This window comes from Streptomyces sp. NPDC054961 (assembly GCF_053609145.1).
The window spans coordinates 317209-332564 of the sequence record NZ_JBSGWY010000003.1 but is presented as its reverse complement, the minus strand read 5'-3'; the positions used below and the strand labels follow the sequence as shown (position 1 = coordinate 332564).

Sequence of the window (15356 nt, the reverse complement as noted above, 5' to 3'; positions counted from 1 at the left end):
ACTTGCCCGCACGGGGGGCACGGCTCGCGGGAACACGGACCAGGCCCTCCGCGATGATCGCGGAGGGCCTCTTCGTTGCGTACCCCCGACCGGATTCGAACCGGCGCTACCGCCTTGAGAGGGCGGCGTGCTAGGCCGCTACACAACGGGGGCTAGCTGTTACTGCGGTACTGCGCTGGGCTACCAGGACTCGAACCTAGAATAAGAGAACCAGAAACTCTCGTGTTGCCAATTACACTATAGCCCACAGGTCTAGACCAACTAGACACCGTACCCCCGACCGGATTCGAACCGGCGCTACCGCCTTGAGAGGGCGGCGTGCTAGGCCGCTACACAACGGGGGCCCTAGCGATCCTGCATCAAAACATCCGGGTGCGACCCTGGAGATCTCGCGGGAAGGATCTGTACCCCCGACCGGATTCGAACCGGCGCTACCGCCTTGAGAGGGCGGCGTGCTAGGCCGCTACACAACGGGGGCAAGCACTGCGTCTACTGCTGAACTGCGCTGGGCTACCAGGACTCGAACCTAGAATAAGAGAACCAGAAACTCTCGTGTTGCCAATTACACTATAGCCCACCAAAACGCAAGACCCTGAGGTACTTTCGTTCGGTTAGCGCCTCCGGCCCGGCCTTTCGGCCCGCTCGGGCGGCGCAGAAAGAACATTACCGGATGGCTGTCCGTGCTCCAAAACGGGTATCGGCGGCCAGTACCTCCGGGAGCCGGTCGAGTCCGGCGATCCGGTGCACTCCATCGGGTCCCGGACCCCGGCCGCCCTCCCGGTCGAGCCAGACCGCCGTCAGCCCGGCGTCCCGGGCGCCGCGTGCGTCGATCTCCGGCTGGTCCCCGACGTAGACCACCTCGTGCGGTTCCAGACCGAGCTCGGCGCAGGCCGCGAGGAAGGCCGCCGCCTCCGGCTTGCTGATGCCCAGCTCCACGGCGCACACGAGGACCTCGAAGCGGTCCCGCAGGCCCAGCCGGCGCAGCTTGGGGTCCTGGTTGGCGAAGGAGGAGTTGGTGAGCACCCCGTGCCGGTAGCCGGGGGCGAGGAGGTCCAGCACGGGCACCACGTCGGGGAAGAGCGTCCAGGCCTCCTGGTAGTGCTCGACGTACCGCCCGAACCAGTCGTCGGCCTGCGCGTCGCTCAGTCCGGGTGCCCCGAGGAACTCCCGCACCCGGTCCCAGCGCTGCCCCTGGAACCCCACCTCGCCGGCGGCGAAGCGTCCCCAGTGCCGTTCGGTGACGCGGCGCCACAGCGCGAGGGCCTCGTGCGCGGCCCCGTACCGCTCGGCGATCCCCTCGTCGGCCAGGTGCGCGGCCAGCCCGGCCCGGTCCGCCCCGGTGTAGTCGAAGAGGGTGTCGTCGATGTCCCACAGCACCGCGCGAATCGCCATGGGGCCGACCCTACGCCGGGCCTTCGCGCCGCGCGGGGACACCGGGGAACTCGACGCGAAACGGCGGCGCAGGTCTGGAAAGCGCCGTCGGAGAACGCCGTCGGGAAACGCCATCGGGGGGCGTACGGGTGCTGCTAGGCGGCCAGCTTCGCCAGCGTCGCGTCGATGCGGGACAGGGAGCGCTCCTTGCCCAGGATCTCGAGGGACTCGAACAGCGGGAGGCCGACCGTGCGGCCGGTGACCGCGACGCGGACCGGGGCCTGGGCCTTGCCGAGCTTGAGACCGTGGGTCTCGCCGGCGGTCAGGACGGCCTGCTTGAGCGACTCGGGGTCCGACCAGTCCGCCGCTTCCAGGTGGGCGCGGGCGGTGGTCAGCAGGGCCGCCGGGTCGCCCTTCATGGCCTTGTCCCACGAGGCCTGGTCCTCGACCGGCTCCTTCAGGAACAGGAAGTCGACGTTGGCCGTGATGTCGGACAGGACCGTCACGCGGGTCTGGGCGTGGGGTGCGATGCGCTCCCAGGCCGCGGCGTCGAAGTCCTCCGGCGCCCAGTTCGCGTGCGGGGCCCGCAGCCACGGGGCGCAGGCGTCCGCGAAGGCCTTCGGGTCCAGCAGGCGGATGTGGTCGGCGTTGATCGCCTCGGCCTTCTTGAGGTCGAAGCGCGCCGGGTTCGCGTTCACGTCCGGGATGTCGAACTTCGCCACCATCTCCTCGATCGAGAAGATGTCCTGGTCCTTGGAGAAGGACCAGCCGAGGAGCGAGAGGTAGTTCAGCAGGCCCTCGGGCAGGAAGCCGCGCTCGCGGTACAGGTTGAGCGAGGCCTCCGGGTCGCGCTTGGAGAGCTTCTTGTTGCCCTCGCCCATCACGTACGGCAGGTGGCCGAAGTCGGGGATCCGCTGCGCGACGCCCAGCTCGATCAGCGCCTTGTACAGCGCGATCTGGCGGGGGGTCGAGGAGAGGAGGTCCTCGCCGCGCAGGACGTGCGTGATGTCCATCAGCGCGTCGTCGACGGGGTTGACCAGCGTGTACAGCGGTGCGCCGTTGGCCCGCAGGATGCCGAAGTCCGGCACGTTCTCCGGGGTGAAGGACAGCTCGCCGCGGACCAGGTCGGTGAAGGTGATGGTCTCGTCGGGCATCCGGAAGCGGACGATGTGGGGGCGGTGCTCCCCCTCGTACGCCTCGACCTGCACGACGCTCAGCTCGCGGCAGTGGCCGTCGTAGCCGGAGGGCTTGCCGGCGGCGCGCGCGGCGGCGCGGCGCGCGTCCAGCTCCTCGGTGGTGCAGTAGCAGTTGTAGGCGTAGCCGCCGTCGATCAGCTTCTTCGCGACGTCCGCGTAGATGTCCATGCGCTCGGACTGGCGGTACGGGGCGTGCGGGCCGCCCACCTCGGGACCCTCGTCCCAGGTGAAGCCGAGCCAGCGCAGCGAGTCGAGCAGCTGGCCGTACGACTCCTCGGAGTCGCGGGCCGCGTCGGTGTCCTCGATGCGGAAGACGAACGTACCGCCGTGGTGGCGGGCGAACGCCCAGTTGAACAGGGCGGTGCGGACCAGGCCCACGTGGGGGTTGCCGGTCGGGGACGGACAGAAACGTACGCGGGGGGTCGCGTTAGCCACGCTTGATCACCTTGTTGGTGAGAGTGCCGATGCCTTCGATGGTGACGGCGACCTCGTCGCCGACGTTGAGGGGGCCGACTCCGGCCGGGGTCCCCGTGAGGATGACGTCGCCCGGGAGCAGCGTCATGGCCTCGGTGATGTGCACGATCAGGTCCTCGACGGAGCGGACCATCTGGCTGGTGCGGCCGAGCTGGCGCTGTTCGCCGTTGACGGTGCACCGGATGGTCAGATCGCCCGGGTCGAGGTCGGTCTCGATCCAGGGGCCCAGGGGGCAGGCACTGTCGAAGCCCTTCGCCCGGGCCCACTGCTTCTCGCGCCGCTGGACGTCGCGCGCGGTGACGTCGTTGGCGCAGGTGTAGCCGAGGATGACGTCCTTGACGCGCTCGCGCGGGACCTCGCGGCACATGCGGCCGATGACCACGGCGAGCTCCGCCTCGTGGTGGAGGTCCTCGGAGAAGGACGGGTACGCGATCGGGTCCCCCGGGCCGACCACCGAGGTGGAGGGCTTGAAGAAGGTGATCGGGGCCTCCGGGCGGCCCTCGCTGTCGAAGATCGCGTTGCCCAGCTCCGCCGCGTGCTCCGCGTAGTTGCGGCCGATGGCCACGACCTTGTTGGGGAGCACGGGCGGCAGCAGCCGGACCTTGTCCAGCGGGACCTTCGTGCCGGAGAGCTCGAAGTCCGCGAACGGAATGCCCTTGATGATGTCGAGGACGAGCTCACCTTCGGCGCCGGGGGCAGTGCTGCCCTCCACCGCGCCGAACGCGACATTGCCGTCGATCGAGAACCTGGCGATGCGCACGTGTTGCGTCTGCCCCTCTGTATGTCCGCTGGCTGGAGTCTGCGGACTCCAGGCTAACGCGGTGGGGGCCGCCGCTTCGCGCGCTTGACCCGGGGGAGGAACCGTGCCGGGCCTACTGCGCGGGGACGGCCACCGGCGCGTCCATGAGAACGGTGCGGCGCGGGTTGGCGGTCTGGGCCGGCAGCTCGACGGTGTGCTCCGCGACCGGTACGGCCTGCAGCTCCTCGGCGTCCTTGAGGTGGGCGAGGGTGGTGCGGCGCGGGTTGGCTATGTTGCGGAACATCATCGTCGTCTTCATCGGAGTCTGGGGCCCTCGGCTCGCTGGTCGGGTGGGGCGGCGGATGCCGCCGAGCTGACTTCCGGGTGCCGCTTGTCGCACGCGTCAACCCTGTAAAGCGCAAGGCTAAACATCTCGATCCCCCGCCGAAGCGGGAAGTAATGGCCACGGCTATGTGAGTTTGCTCACCTGCGGCCAGGCATTAACGACATAACGGGCAGCCGACTCCGCCTGCTAAACCGGACATTGCGCCACTGAATGCGCCATTCCGCTCCCGATCATCGCGACTGGGACACCTTGCCGGGCGCGGGGTTTGGGCGGCGTAAGTCCGGTTCCGCACCAATTGGCCTCCACGAGGGGTAGCGCTCGGGTCACAAGCGGTGACCAACTCTGCGGGGCGGCACTCGCACCTTGTTGGAGATCCCCCTCTGTGCTGGAATTCGCGGGACCGCCGCGGGAATCAGCCGGCGCGCAGGTGGCGCGAGACAGCGCCGAGCGCGGCGGCAACGGAGAGGGAGACGCGCCGGTCACCGACGACCACCATGGGGCGCATTGCCCCACGACTCGACACCGTCCCACCGGTCGCCCGGCGGGACGCCTGGTCCAGAGGTTGCGACGCTAGTGCAGGGACGATTCAAGAGGGACGGCAAGGGGTCTCCCCAGGCCCGCCAGGGCCGAGGGGACGCTGCGGCGGAGCAGGACCCGCGCGCCGGGACCGACCGCGGCTCCTCGCCCCAGCACGCCCAGAACCGCGGGCCGGCTGTCGAAGGCGCGGGCCCCGATGCCTCCGCCGCGGTGAAGGCGAAGGGACGCGTCAAGCCCAAGGGCGCGCCCCGGGGCAACGACGAGTCGGCCGAGCGCGACACGGCGATACCCAAGGCCCCCAGTGGGTCCTCCGGTTCCCGTCTCGCCATGCAGAACTGGCGCATCAGCACGCGACTCGTGTCGCTGCTGACCCTGCCGGTCGTCGCCGCCACCACGCTCGGTGGCTTCCGCATCAACGACTCGCTCAACGACATCGCGCAGCTGGAGCACATGCAGCTGCTGACGACGATGACCCGTCAGGCCACCAACCTGGCCGCCATGCTCCAGGCGGAGCGCGACCAGTCCGCGGGTCCGCTGTCGGTCGACAAGTCCGGCAAGGCCAACAGCCTCGTCAAGGGCGCCCGCGACCAGACCGACGCCGCGGCCAAGGCCTTCGCCGCCGCGACCGACAAGGTCGACAACGCCGGCGACCAGGACGAGACCCTCAAGTCGATCCGCAACAACGTCCTGCAGATCGGCCGCGGCCTCACCAAGATCGAGGACATCCGCGGCAAGGCGTACCAGAACGGCGCCCAGCAGACGGTCACCGAGTACAACGCCCTGATCGTCTCGCTGCTCTCGCTCTCCCAGGACATGGCGCAGGCCACCTCGAACCCCGAGATGATCAAGCGCACCCGTGCGCTGGCCGCGTTCTCCTCCGCCAAGGAGTACGCCTCGATCCAGCGCGCGATCATCGCGGCCGCGCTCCCCGCCGACCCCGCGCTCGGAGGCAACCTCCCCGAGAACGACCGGCTGTACGCCCTGGCCGCGCAGAGCGGCGAGGACAAGGCGAAGACCACCTTCGAGCTCGTCTACCAGGGCAAGCCCGAAGAGCTCCTCGCGGTGCTCGGCGACGGCAACCAGGAGATCGGCACCGCCGACCACTACGCCCGCCGCGTCCTCGGCAACAAGGACCAGTTCGCCAAGGAGAAGAACCGCTCCTGGATGGACTGGTACGACGCGGACGACACCAAGCTCCAGGCCATGAAGATCATCGAGCTGACCCTGCTCGAGGACATGGAAGTCAAGGCCCGCGAGCTCAAGAGCGAGTCGCAGCGCGACGCCATCATCAACGGTGCGCTGATCCTCCTCGTCCTCGGCGTCTCCCTCGTCGGCGCCTTCGTCATGGCCCGCTCGATGATCCGCTCGCTGCGCCGCCTCCAGGACACCGCGACCCGCGTCGCCCAGGACCGGCTGCCCGAGCTCGTCAAGCAGCTCTCCGAGTCCGACCCGCAGGACGTGGACACGACCGTGGAGTCGGTCGGTCTGCACACCCGGGACGAGATCGGCCAGGTGGCCGCGGCCTTCGACGACGTGCACCGCGAGGCCGTCCGCCTCGCCGCCGAGCAGGCCCTCCTGCGAGGCAACGTCAACGCGATGTTCACCAACCTCTCGCGCCGTTCGCAGGGCCTCATCCAGCGCCAGCTCTCGCTCATCTCCGAGCTGGAGTCCCGCGAGGCCGACCCGGACCAGCTCTCCTCGCTCTTCAAGCTCGACCACCTCGCGACCCGCATGCGCCGTAACGGCGAAAACCTCCTCGTCCTCGCGGGCGAGGAGCCGGGCCGCCGCTGGACCCGCCCCGTCCCGCTCGTCGACGTGCTCCGTGCCGCCGCGTCCGAGGTGGAGCAGTACGAGCGCATCGAACTCTCCTCGGTGCCCGGCACCGAGGTCGCCGGCCGCGTGGTCAACGACCTCGTGCACCTCCTCGCCGAGCTGCTGGAGAACGCCACCTCGTTCTCCTCCCCGCAGACCAAGGTCAAGGTCACGGGTCACGCGCTGCCCGACGGGCGCGTGCTCGTCGAGATCCACGACACCGGTATCGGCCTGTCCCCCGAGGACCTGGCCGCGATCAACGAGCGGCTCGCCTCGCCGCCGACCGTGGACGTCTCCGTCTCCCGCCGCATGGGCCTGTTCGTGGTCGGCCGCCTGTCCCTGCGACACGGCATCCGCATCCAGCTGCGCCCCTCCGACTCGGGCGGTACCACGGCCCTCGTCATGCTGCCGGTGGACGTCGCCCAGGGCGGCAAGAAGCCGGCTCCGATGCCCGGTCAGGGCGGCCAGGGCGGTCCCGGCGCCGCCGGCGGCCAGGGCGGCGGCGCGCAGGCGCAGGGCTCCCTCCCCGGTCCGGGCGCGCGTCCCCCCGTGGGCGCGGGTCCCCAGCGCGGCCAGGTTGCCGGCGGCGCCCAGCGCGCGGCCCTGCCCGGCCGCGACGGCGGCCCCGGCGGGCAGCGTCCGCAGGGTCCCGGCCAGCAGGGCGGTCCGCAGGGTCCGCAGGCCGGCCGTCCCCAGCAGGGTGCGCCCGGCGGGCAGACCCAGAGCGCCTTCGGTGCGGGTGCGCCGCTGCCGGGCCGCGGCCCGGTCGCGGGTCCCGGCGGCCCGGGTGCCCCGGCCGTTTCGGGCGCCTTCGGCGGTCCCGGTGGCTTCGGCGGCCCGACGGCCCGTCCGGGCAGCGCCCCCGCGGCGTCCGGTTCCGGCGGTTTCCCGCAGGGCAACGGCTTCGAGCGGCCGCAGCCGCGGCAGCCCCAGTCCCCGCAGCCGCAGTCCGGTGGCCCCGCGGCCCCGGCGCCCGTCGCCCCCGGCGCGCGCGGCCCCCGGCCGCAGCTGCCGCCGCGCGGTGGCTCGCCGCGTCCGGAGCTTCCGGGTGCGGGCGGCGGCCCGGCCGGTATCCCGCAGACCACCAGCTGGGGCGCCGGACAGGGCGGTCACGACGTCCCGCGCGGCCACGACGAGCTGTCGGGTCCCGGTTCCACCTCCGAGTTCCCCCGTCCCGACTTCGGTGCCCCGGCCCCGCAGGCCGGCGGCAACCCGGGCTACCAGCAGCCCGGCAACAGCACCACGGGCCAGTTCCCCCGCCCGGACTTCGCGGACCCGGCCTCCACGGGCCAGTTCCCCCGTCCGGACTTCGCGGACCCGGCCTCCACCGGGCAGTTCCCCCGCCCGGACTTCCAGGCCCAGCGGCCCGGCGGTCCCGGTGTCGGCGGTTACGCCCAGCCCGGCCAGGCCCCGCAGCCCCAGGGCGGCTACGCCCCCGTACCGCCCGCGCACTCCGAGGCTCCGAGGCTGCCGCAGGGGCCCCGGCCCGAGGCGCTGCCCCCGGCCGGTCCGAACGCGGGCCAGGGCCGCAGCCCGATCTTCGACACGCTGGAGTCGAACTGGTTCCGCCAGGAGGGCGCCCAGCCCCCCGCGCAGGAACCGGCCGTACCCCAGCAGCCGCAGCAGTCCGCCCCGTCGGCCCCGGCCTCCCCGCAGCGTCCGCAGCACAACCAGCTGCCGCAGCGCGGCCAGGACCAGGCTCCGGCCGAGAGCGCCCAGACGGCCACCGGCGCCATGCCGACCGTCAGCTGGCGCTCCTCGCCGAACGACGAACTGATGCGGCAGGCCGAGCGCGTGCGCCAGCCCGCCGCGGGCGGCATCACCACTTCGGGGCTGCCCCGCCGGGTCCCGCGAGCGAACCTCGTGGCCGGCACCGCGCAGCAGCAGGCCGAGGCACAGGCCGGTCCGCAGGTCTCGCGTTCCCCGGACGACGTCCGTGGCCGTCTGACCAACCTCCGACGCGGTATCCAGCAGGGACGTCAGGCCGGCAACAGCGGCCCGGCCACCGGCAGTTACCACATCGACCCCACATACCAGCAGGAGCGATAGTTGAGTTCGATGAGCCAGGCGGCACAGAACCTGAACTGGTTGATCACCAACTTCGTGGACAACACCCCCGGGGTGTCCCACACGGTGGTGGTATCCGCCGACGGCCTCCTTCTGGCGATGTCCGAAGGCTTCCCCCGTGACCGGGCCGACCAGCTCGCCGCGGTGGCCTCCGGTCTGACCTCGCTGACCGCGGGAGCCTCCCGCATCTTCGAGGGCGGCGCCGTCAACCAGACCGTGGTCGAGATGGACCGGGGTTTCCTCTTCCTCATGTCCGTCTCCGACGGGTCCTCGCTCGCGGTGCTCGCGCACCCCGAGTGCGACATCGGCCTCGTCGGCTACGAGATGGCCCTCCTCGTGGACCGCGCCGGCAACGTCCTCACCCCGGACCTGCGCGCGGAGCTGCAGGGAAGCCTGCTCACCTGACTGCCACCCTCCCGGCCGGACGGTACTTCCGGCCGGGATGCCCGGGGCACGCGCCCCGGAACCCAGTACCACCGCCAGGCCGTCATACCTTCCCCCCACCGGCCGCCCCGTGAGACGGCACGCTGACCACTGCTGTCCAGCCCGGAGGATCAATGACCCCGCCCCCCGCCTACCCCGATGCGTACGGAGACTCGTCGTACTCGGATGGCGACCAGCCGCTGGTTCGTCCGTACGCGATGACCGGCGGCCGGACCCGACCGCGCTACCAGCTCGCCATAGAAGCGCTGGTCAGCACCACGGCCGATCCGATGCACCTCTCCGGGCTGCTCCCGGAGCACCAGCGCATCTGCACCCTCTGCCGTGAGGTCAAGTCGGTCGCGGAGGTCTCCGCACTACTGTCGATGCCGCTCGGTGTCGCCAGGATCCTCGTCGCCGACCTGGCCGAGGCCGGCATGGTGGCCATCCACCAGCCGGGCAATGGAGAGGCCGGCGGCACGCCGGACGTAACGCTGCTCGAGAGGGTTCTCAGTGGACTTCGCAAGCTCTAACGGCGGAGCGGCTCCTCGCTCCACCACCTCCGCGAAGATCGTGGTGGCGGGCGGCTTCGGCGTGGGCAAGACCACGTTCGTCGGCGCGGTCTCCGAGATCAACCCGCTGCGCACCGAAGCCGTCATGACCAGCGCCTCCGCCGGCATCGACGACCTCACCCACACCGGAGACAAGACGACCACCACGGTCGCCATGGACTTCGGCCGCATCACCCTCGACCAGGACCTGATCCTGTACCTCTTCGGCACCCCCGGACAGGACCGCTTCTGGTTCATGTGGGACGACCTCGTCCGCGGCGCCATCGGCGCGATCGTGCTGGTCGACACCCGGCGCCTCGCCGACTGCTTCCCGGCCGTCGACTACTTCGAGAACAGCGGCCTGCCGTTCGTCGTGGCGCTCAACGGCTTCGAGGGGCACCAGCCGTACACCCCGGAGGAAGTCCGCGAGGCGCTGCAGATCGGGCCGGACGCCCCGATCATCACCACGGACGCCCGCCACCGGTCGGACGCCAAGAGCGCGCTCATCACGCTCGTCGAGCACGCCCTGATGGCGCGTCTCAAGTAGTCCGTCACGCGCGGGATGTGGCGCATCGCATGTTTGGGGGGCGGGCTGTGTCCTAGGACACGGCCCGCCCCCTTTGGTTCATAACGTTTCGACAGAGAATTGCCGGCAGTTGGCGACACGGTGCGTTCGGCCGGTGTCACTGCGCTCACAACTGGCCCCGTTTTTGCCGCAGGACGCTCTTTATGTCCGATTTATGTGGGGCATAAGGCTCTAGGAATGGCCGATTTCAACTGTTTGGAACACGGCCGTTAACCGTGCTGGAATTCAACGAACTAGCTAGTAGCACCGCCGAGAGGTTGTTGGTCGAGTGAGGCGAAGCATCTCGAGCCCGGAGGATGAACCCGCGCGCGGCAACTTCACCCCGCCGCAGCGCGCGGCCACGTCATCCATCGGCGTACCCATGGACGCACCCGCGCGCAGCGGGAGCACCAGCAGGTTCTCGCCCCGCAACTGGCGCGTGCCCACCCGGCTGAACGCCATCCTGCTCGTCCCCGTGCTCGTGGGACTGGTGATGGGCGGCTTCCAGGTCAAGGGATCCATCCAGACCTGGAACGAGGCCAAGGACGCCGAGAAGACCGCGCGCATCGTCCAGGCGGCGGCCGCGTACGGCGAGGCCATCCTCAACGAGCGCGACCTCACCGCCGAGCCGCTGATGCGCGGCCAGCGTGACGCCGAGCCCGTCCTGAAGGCCTACGCGGCCACCGACGCGGCGAAGGCGAAGTTCGCCGACGCGGTGAAGGACGTGCCGAAGGGCCAGGGCATGGAGCGCCGCCTGGAGCTCTTCCGCCAGGAGGAGCCCAAGCTGGAGCTGGTCCGCAAGAGCGCCTACGCGGCGCAGCTGGAGACGGCGAAGAAGGACCTGCCCAAGGCGGCGGGCCCGATCCCGACCGAAGAGGGCTATGTGCTGGTCCAGCACTACCTCATGCAGTTCTCCAACGAACTGGGTCTCGGCACCGGCAACGTGACCTCGTACGGCCGCATGGTCTACGCGCTCGAGCTGTCCAAGGCCGCGAACTCGCTGCAGCGTTCCGTCGGCACGCACCTGCTGGTCCGGCCGAACGAGAACGAGGACGTGCGCAGGGCCCAGCTCGTCGCCTTCTCCTCGTACGCGTACCTCGAAGAGATCGCCATCGGCGAGTACGTCGCCGCCGGCACCGACGAGGACGTGGCACGCCTCAAAGAGGTGATGGGCAAGCAGTCCGCGGCGGGCGCCGCCAAGCTCGCGGCCGCCAAGCAGCAGGCCGAGCAGGCCGGCACCGTCTTCCGCGCCCCGCCCATGGTCAACAACTCCGCGCTCACCGGCATGACCGAGGCGATAGCCAGCGGCGAGCGCAAGGAGAAGCTGGCGCAGAACGGCACCACCCCGCAGGCCTGGCAGGCCGCGGCGACGGCCAAGTTCGACGGCTACGCCGAGGTCGAGAAGGAACTCCTCGACAAGGCTCTCCAGGACTCCGTCAAGGTCTCCGACGAGGCCCGCAATGACGCCATCCTGACCGGCGCCATCGTGGTCGTGGCCCTGCTCGCCGCCTTCATCCTGGCCGGCATGATGGCCCGCCAGATGGGCCGCGCGATGCGCCACCTGCGCGGTGCCGCCTTCGACATCGCCGAGCAGCGCCTGCCGATGCTCGTCGACCAGCTCTCGCGCACCGACCCGGGCAAGGTCGACACCCGTGTGGTGCCGATCCCGATCGACTCCCAGGACGAGATCGGCGAGGTCGCCCGCGCCTTCGACCAGGTCCACCGGGAAGCCGTCCGGCTCGCCGCCGAGCAGGCCCTCCTCCGGGGCAACGTCAACGCGATCTTCACGAACCTCTCCATGCGCAACCAGTCGCTGATCGAGGGCCAGCTGACCCTCATCACCGACCTGGAGAACAACGAGGCCGACCCGGACCAGCTGGAGAACCTCTTCCGCCTGGACCACCTGGCCACCCGTATGCGCCGCAACGGCGAGAACCTCCTCATCCTCGCGGGTGAGGAACCGGGCCGCCGCTGGGACCAGCCGGTCCCCCTCGTCGACGTCCTGCGCGCCGCCTCCTCCGAGGTGGAGCAGTACGAGCGCGTCGAGCTGTCGGGCGTCTCCGACGCCGAGATCCACGGCCAGGCCGTGACCGACCTCGTGCACCTGCTCGCCGAGCTGCTGGAGAACGCCACCACGTTCTCCTCCCCGCAGACCAAGGTCCGCGTCAACGCGACGCGTCTGCCCGACGGCCGCGTGATGGTCGAGATCCACGACAAGGGCATCGGCCTCACCGCCGAGGACTTCGCGGACATCAACCACAAGCTGGCCAACCCGCCGACCGTGGACGCCGCGATCTCGCAGCGCATGGGCCTGTTCGTGGTCGGCCGGCTGGCCGACCGGCACGGCATCCGCGTGCAGCTGCGCCCCTCGGGCGAGGCCGCCGGCACCACGTCGCTGGTCATGCTCCCCGACGCCATCACCCACGGTGGCGGTGGCGAGAGCCTCCCGGACGACGACTTCACCGTCTCCTCGATGATCCCGCAGCAGCAGGCGCAGCAGCCCGCGCCGCTGCGCACGGCCGCCGAACTCGGTTTCGACGACTCCCGCTACGAGGTCCACCGGGCCGACCAGCCGGGCCCCGACGGGCTTCCCGCCGACCCGCTCGTCCGTTCCCTGGCCCGTGAGGAGCGCCGGGCGGCGCTGGAGGCCCAGGTGGGCTATCCGCAGGCGCAGCCGGAGTACGGGGACTCCGCGGAGGAGTATCCGGAACCCCAGCCGGAGCATGCGTACCAGCCGTACCAGGGCTACGAGCAGCAGCCCGCGCAGGGCTACGCCCCCGGTTACGAAGCCGGCCGGGCCCAGCAGGACTACGAGGCGTACCCGCAGCAGGAGTACGCCTATCCGGAAGCGGAGTACCCGGATCAGCGGGCGGACGCCCCGGCGTACGACGGCGGGTACGATTCCCCTTCCCCGCAGGCCCAGTGGCCCGAGCAGAACACCTACTCGGGCGCCTACCAGCAGGATTACGGGACCGAATCGGAATCCCCGGCCGCTCCCGAACCGGCCCCGGAGCGCGTAGGCTTCGACAGTCCGGGCGCCGCTGCCGACACCGGTCACCAGGTGACCGGAGCGGGCCTGCCGCGACGCGGCAGCCAGCAGCAGTGGCAGCCGGCGCAGCAGGAAGCGGAGTCCTCCGGATCCCTCTTCGAGCAGCGGCCGCAGCGTCAGCAGCAGCCCGCTGAACCGGAGCAGGCCCCGGAGGAGACGGAAGGCACGGCTGCCTGGCGTTCGCGCAATGACGAGCGCTGGCAGCAGGCCGGCAAACTCCGTGAGCCGAAGGCCGGCGGGGTCACCCCGTCGGGTCTCCCTCGGCGGGTGCCCAAGGCCAACCTGGTCGAGGGCGCTGCGGAGACGACGCCGCAGGGAGGCCCCGAGGTCTCCCGGGCCCCGGAGGACATCCGTGGCAGGTTGAGCAACCTGCGACGGGGCGTCCAGCAGGGCCGCAACGCGGGATCCGAGCAGTCAAGTAACAGCTATGACCAGGAGCGTTAGTGTGAGCGCGATGAGCCAGGCGGCGCAGAACCTGAACTGGTTGATCACCAACTTCGTGGACAACACCCCCGGGGTGTCCCACACGGTGGTGGTATCCGCCGACGGCCTCCTTCTGGCCATGTCGGACGGATTCCCGCGCGACCGCGCCGACCAGCTGGCGGCCGTGGCCTCCGGGCTGACGTCGCTGACCGCAGGGGCCTCCCGCATCTTCGAGGGCGGCGCCGTCAACCAGACGGTCGTCGAGATGGACCGGGGTTTCCTCTTCCTCATGTCCGTCTCCGACGGATCTTCGCTCGCGGTGCTCGCGCACCCCGAGTGCGACATCGGCCTCGTGGGCTACGAGATGGCCCTTCTGGTGGATCGTGCGGGCACCGTACTGACGCCGGACCTGCGTGCGGAGCTGCAGGGAAGTCTTCTCAACTAGCAGACAGGCAGTGCGTTTCGCGCCATCGCACCATAGGGTGCGGTGGCGCGGTTCCACAGGGAGTACTGCGTTCTTGGAGTCGGAGGAGGAAACGTGACAACACCCGGAGGACATCCTTATGGCGGCGCGCAGCAGCCGCAGGGTGGGCACGACCAGAACCGCTTCAACTTTCCCTCCACTCCCAGCAACCGGCCCTCGCCGGAGCACGACCCGGCGGGGCAGCAGCCCTACCAGCGGCAGCCCTACCAGCAGCCGCAGCCTCAGTACGGCCAGCCCCAACCGCCCCAGCAGCCTTACCGGTCCGCCCAGCAGCCGCCTCCGCGCGCCGCGCGTCCGCAGACCCACAACCCGCTGGTGCGCCCGTACGCGATGACCGGCGGCCGGACCCGGCCGCGCTACCAGCTCGCCATCGAGGCGCTGGTCAGCACGACGGCCGATCCCGCGCGTCTGCAAGGGCAGTTGCCCGAGCACCAGCGCATCTGCCGGCTCTGCATCGAGATCAAGTCGGTCGCCGAGATCTCGGCCCTCCTTTCCATCCCCCTCGGCGTCGCCCGGATCCTCGTCGCCGACCTGGCGGAGGCCGGCCTCGTCGCCATTCACCAGCCCGGCGGCGACGAGTCCGCCGGCGGCCAGCCAGACGTGACACTGCTCGAAAGGGTGCTCAGTGGACTTCGCAAGCTCTAACGGCGGAGCGGCTCCTCGCTCCACCACCTCCGCGAAGATCGTGGTGGCGGGCGGCTTCGGCGTGGGCAAGACCACGTTCGTCGGCGCGGTCTCCGAGATCAACCCGCTGCGCACCGAAGCCGTCATGACCAGCGCCTCCGCCGGCATCGACGACCTCACCCACACCGGAGACAAGACGACCACCACGGTCGCCATGGACTTCGGCCGCATCACCCTCGACCAGGACCTGATCCTGTACCTCTTCGGCACCCCCGGACAGGACCGCTTCTGGTTCATGTGGGACGACCTCGTCCGCGGCGCCATCGGCGCCGTCGTGCTGGTCGACACCCGGCGCCTCGCCGACTGCTTCCCCGCCGTCGACTACTTCGAGAACAGCGGCCTGCCGTTCGTCATCGCCCTCAACGGCTTCGACGGGCACCAGCCGTACACCCCGGAGGAAGTCCGCGAGGCCCTGCAGATCGGCCCGGACGCCCCGATCATCACCACGGACGCCCGCCACCGCGGAGACGCGAAGAGCGCGCTCATCACGCTCGTCGAGCACGCCCTGATGGCCCGCCTGCGCTAGCGGCCGGGGGGGGGGGGGGGGGGCGCCGGGCGGGCGCCCCCCCCCCCCGGGCCCCCCCCCCCCCCCCCCCCCCCCCCCCCGCCCCCGCCCCGCGGGGAGCCCCCGCCCCCCC

The 15356-nt window shown here is 70.8% G+C and carries 12 protein-coding genes and 5 tRNA genes; 8 read left to right on the top strand and 9 right to left on the bottom strand.

Annotated elements, in window-relative coordinates:
- Window positions 1-80: 80 nt before the first annotated feature.
- The 9 genes from ACWF9Z_RS05610 to ACWF9Z_RS05570 form a co-directional block, all read right to left on the bottom strand.
- A tRNA-Glu gene (locus tag ACWF9Z_RS05610) sits at window positions 81-153 on the bottom strand.
- Between the two features lie 22 nt (window positions 154-175).
- Window positions 176-247 (bottom strand) — tRNA-Gln (locus ACWF9Z_RS05605).
- 24 nt (window positions 248-271) lie between these two features.
- Window positions 272-344: transfer RNA gene (locus ACWF9Z_RS05600), tRNA-Glu, on the bottom strand.
- A 61-nt stretch (window positions 345-405) separates the two neighbouring features.
- Window positions 406-478 (bottom strand) — tRNA-Glu (locus ACWF9Z_RS05595).
- A 27-nt stretch (window positions 479-505) separates the two neighbouring features.
- Window positions 506-577, bottom strand: a tRNA-Gln gene (locus ACWF9Z_RS05590).
- Window positions 578-663: 86 nt separating this feature from the next.
- The gene (locus ACWF9Z_RS05585; protein ID WP_453597749.1) at window positions 664-1392 is read right to left on the bottom strand and encodes an HAD family hydrolase; all 729 of its coding nucleotides are present in this window, start codon (window positions 1390-1392) and stop codon (window positions 664-666) included.
- 134 nt (window positions 1393-1526) lie between these two features.
- Complete coding sequence (gene gltX, locus ACWF9Z_RS05580; RefSeq protein WP_453597747.1) at window positions 1527-3002, bottom strand: glutamate--tRNA ligase; 1476 nt, start codon at window positions 3000-3002, stop codon at window positions 1527-1529.
- A complete protein-coding gene (locus ACWF9Z_RS05575) occupies window positions 2995-3801 on the bottom strand; it encodes a fumarylacetoacetate hydrolase family protein (RefSeq protein ID WP_453597745.1) in 807 nt (268 codons plus the stop codon). Before ACWF9Z_RS05575 ends, gltX begins: the two co-directional genes overlap by 8 nt.
- Before the next feature lie 112 nt (window positions 3802-3913).
- Complete coding sequence (locus tag ACWF9Z_RS05570; protein WP_356661774.1) at window positions 3914-4099, bottom strand: hypothetical protein; 186 nt, start codon at window positions 4097-4099, stop codon at window positions 3914-3916.
- Window positions 4100-4699: 600 nt separating this feature from the next.
- On the opposite strand from ACWF9Z_RS05570, the gene ACWF9Z_RS05565 reads away from it, so the two are divergent.
- The 8 genes from ACWF9Z_RS05565 to ACWF9Z_RS05530 all read left to right on the top strand — a co-directional run bounded on the left by ACWF9Z_RS05565 (window position 4700) and on the right by ACWF9Z_RS05530 (window position 15244).
- Window positions 4700-8524 (top strand): nitrate- and nitrite sensing domain-containing protein, encoded by a 3825-nt coding sequence (locus tag ACWF9Z_RS05565; protein WP_453597743.1) that lies wholly within the window; start codon window positions 4700-4702, stop codon window positions 8522-8524.
- Between the two features lie 9 nt (window positions 8525-8533).
- Complete coding sequence (locus ACWF9Z_RS05560) at window positions 8534-8947, top strand: roadblock/LC7 domain-containing protein (protein ID WP_042820501.1); 414 nt, start codon at window positions 8534-8536, stop codon at window positions 8945-8947.
- Between the two features lie 152 nt (window positions 8948-9099).
- Window positions 9100-9495, top strand: coding sequence for a DUF742 domain-containing protein (locus ACWF9Z_RS05555; RefSeq protein ID WP_356661769.1), 396 nt, complete (start codon window positions 9100-9102; stop codon window positions 9493-9495).
- Window positions 9476-10060 (top strand): GTP-binding protein, encoded by a 585-nt coding sequence (locus tag ACWF9Z_RS05550; RefSeq protein ID WP_453597741.1) that lies wholly within the window; start codon window positions 9476-9478, stop codon window positions 10058-10060. The genes ACWF9Z_RS05555 and ACWF9Z_RS05550 overlap by 20 nt, the downstream gene beginning before the upstream one ends.
- Before the next feature lie 307 nt (window positions 10061-10367).
- Window positions 10368-13571: a nitrate- and nitrite sensing domain-containing protein gene (locus ACWF9Z_RS05545; protein ID WP_453597739.1), complete on the top strand. Its 3204-nt coding sequence runs from the start codon at window positions 10368-10370 to the stop codon at window positions 13569-13571.
- Window positions 13572-13581: 10 nt separating this feature from the next.
- Window positions 13582-13995, top strand: a complete 414-nt coding sequence (locus ACWF9Z_RS05540) for a roadblock/LC7 domain-containing protein (RefSeq protein WP_007266772.1) — start codon at window positions 13582-13584, stop codon at window positions 13993-13995.
- 93 nt (window positions 13996-14088) lie between these two features.
- Window positions 14089-14679: a DUF742 domain-containing protein gene (locus ACWF9Z_RS05535; protein WP_453597737.1), complete on the top strand. Its 591-nt coding sequence runs from the start codon at window positions 14089-14091 to the stop codon at window positions 14677-14679.
- Window positions 14660-15244: a GTP-binding protein gene (locus tag ACWF9Z_RS05530; protein ID WP_136214583.1), complete on the top strand. Its 585-nt coding sequence runs from the start codon at window positions 14660-14662 to the stop codon at window positions 15242-15244. The genes ACWF9Z_RS05535 and ACWF9Z_RS05530 overlap by 20 nt, the downstream gene beginning before the upstream one ends.
- Window positions 15245-15356: the final 112 nt, after the last annotated feature.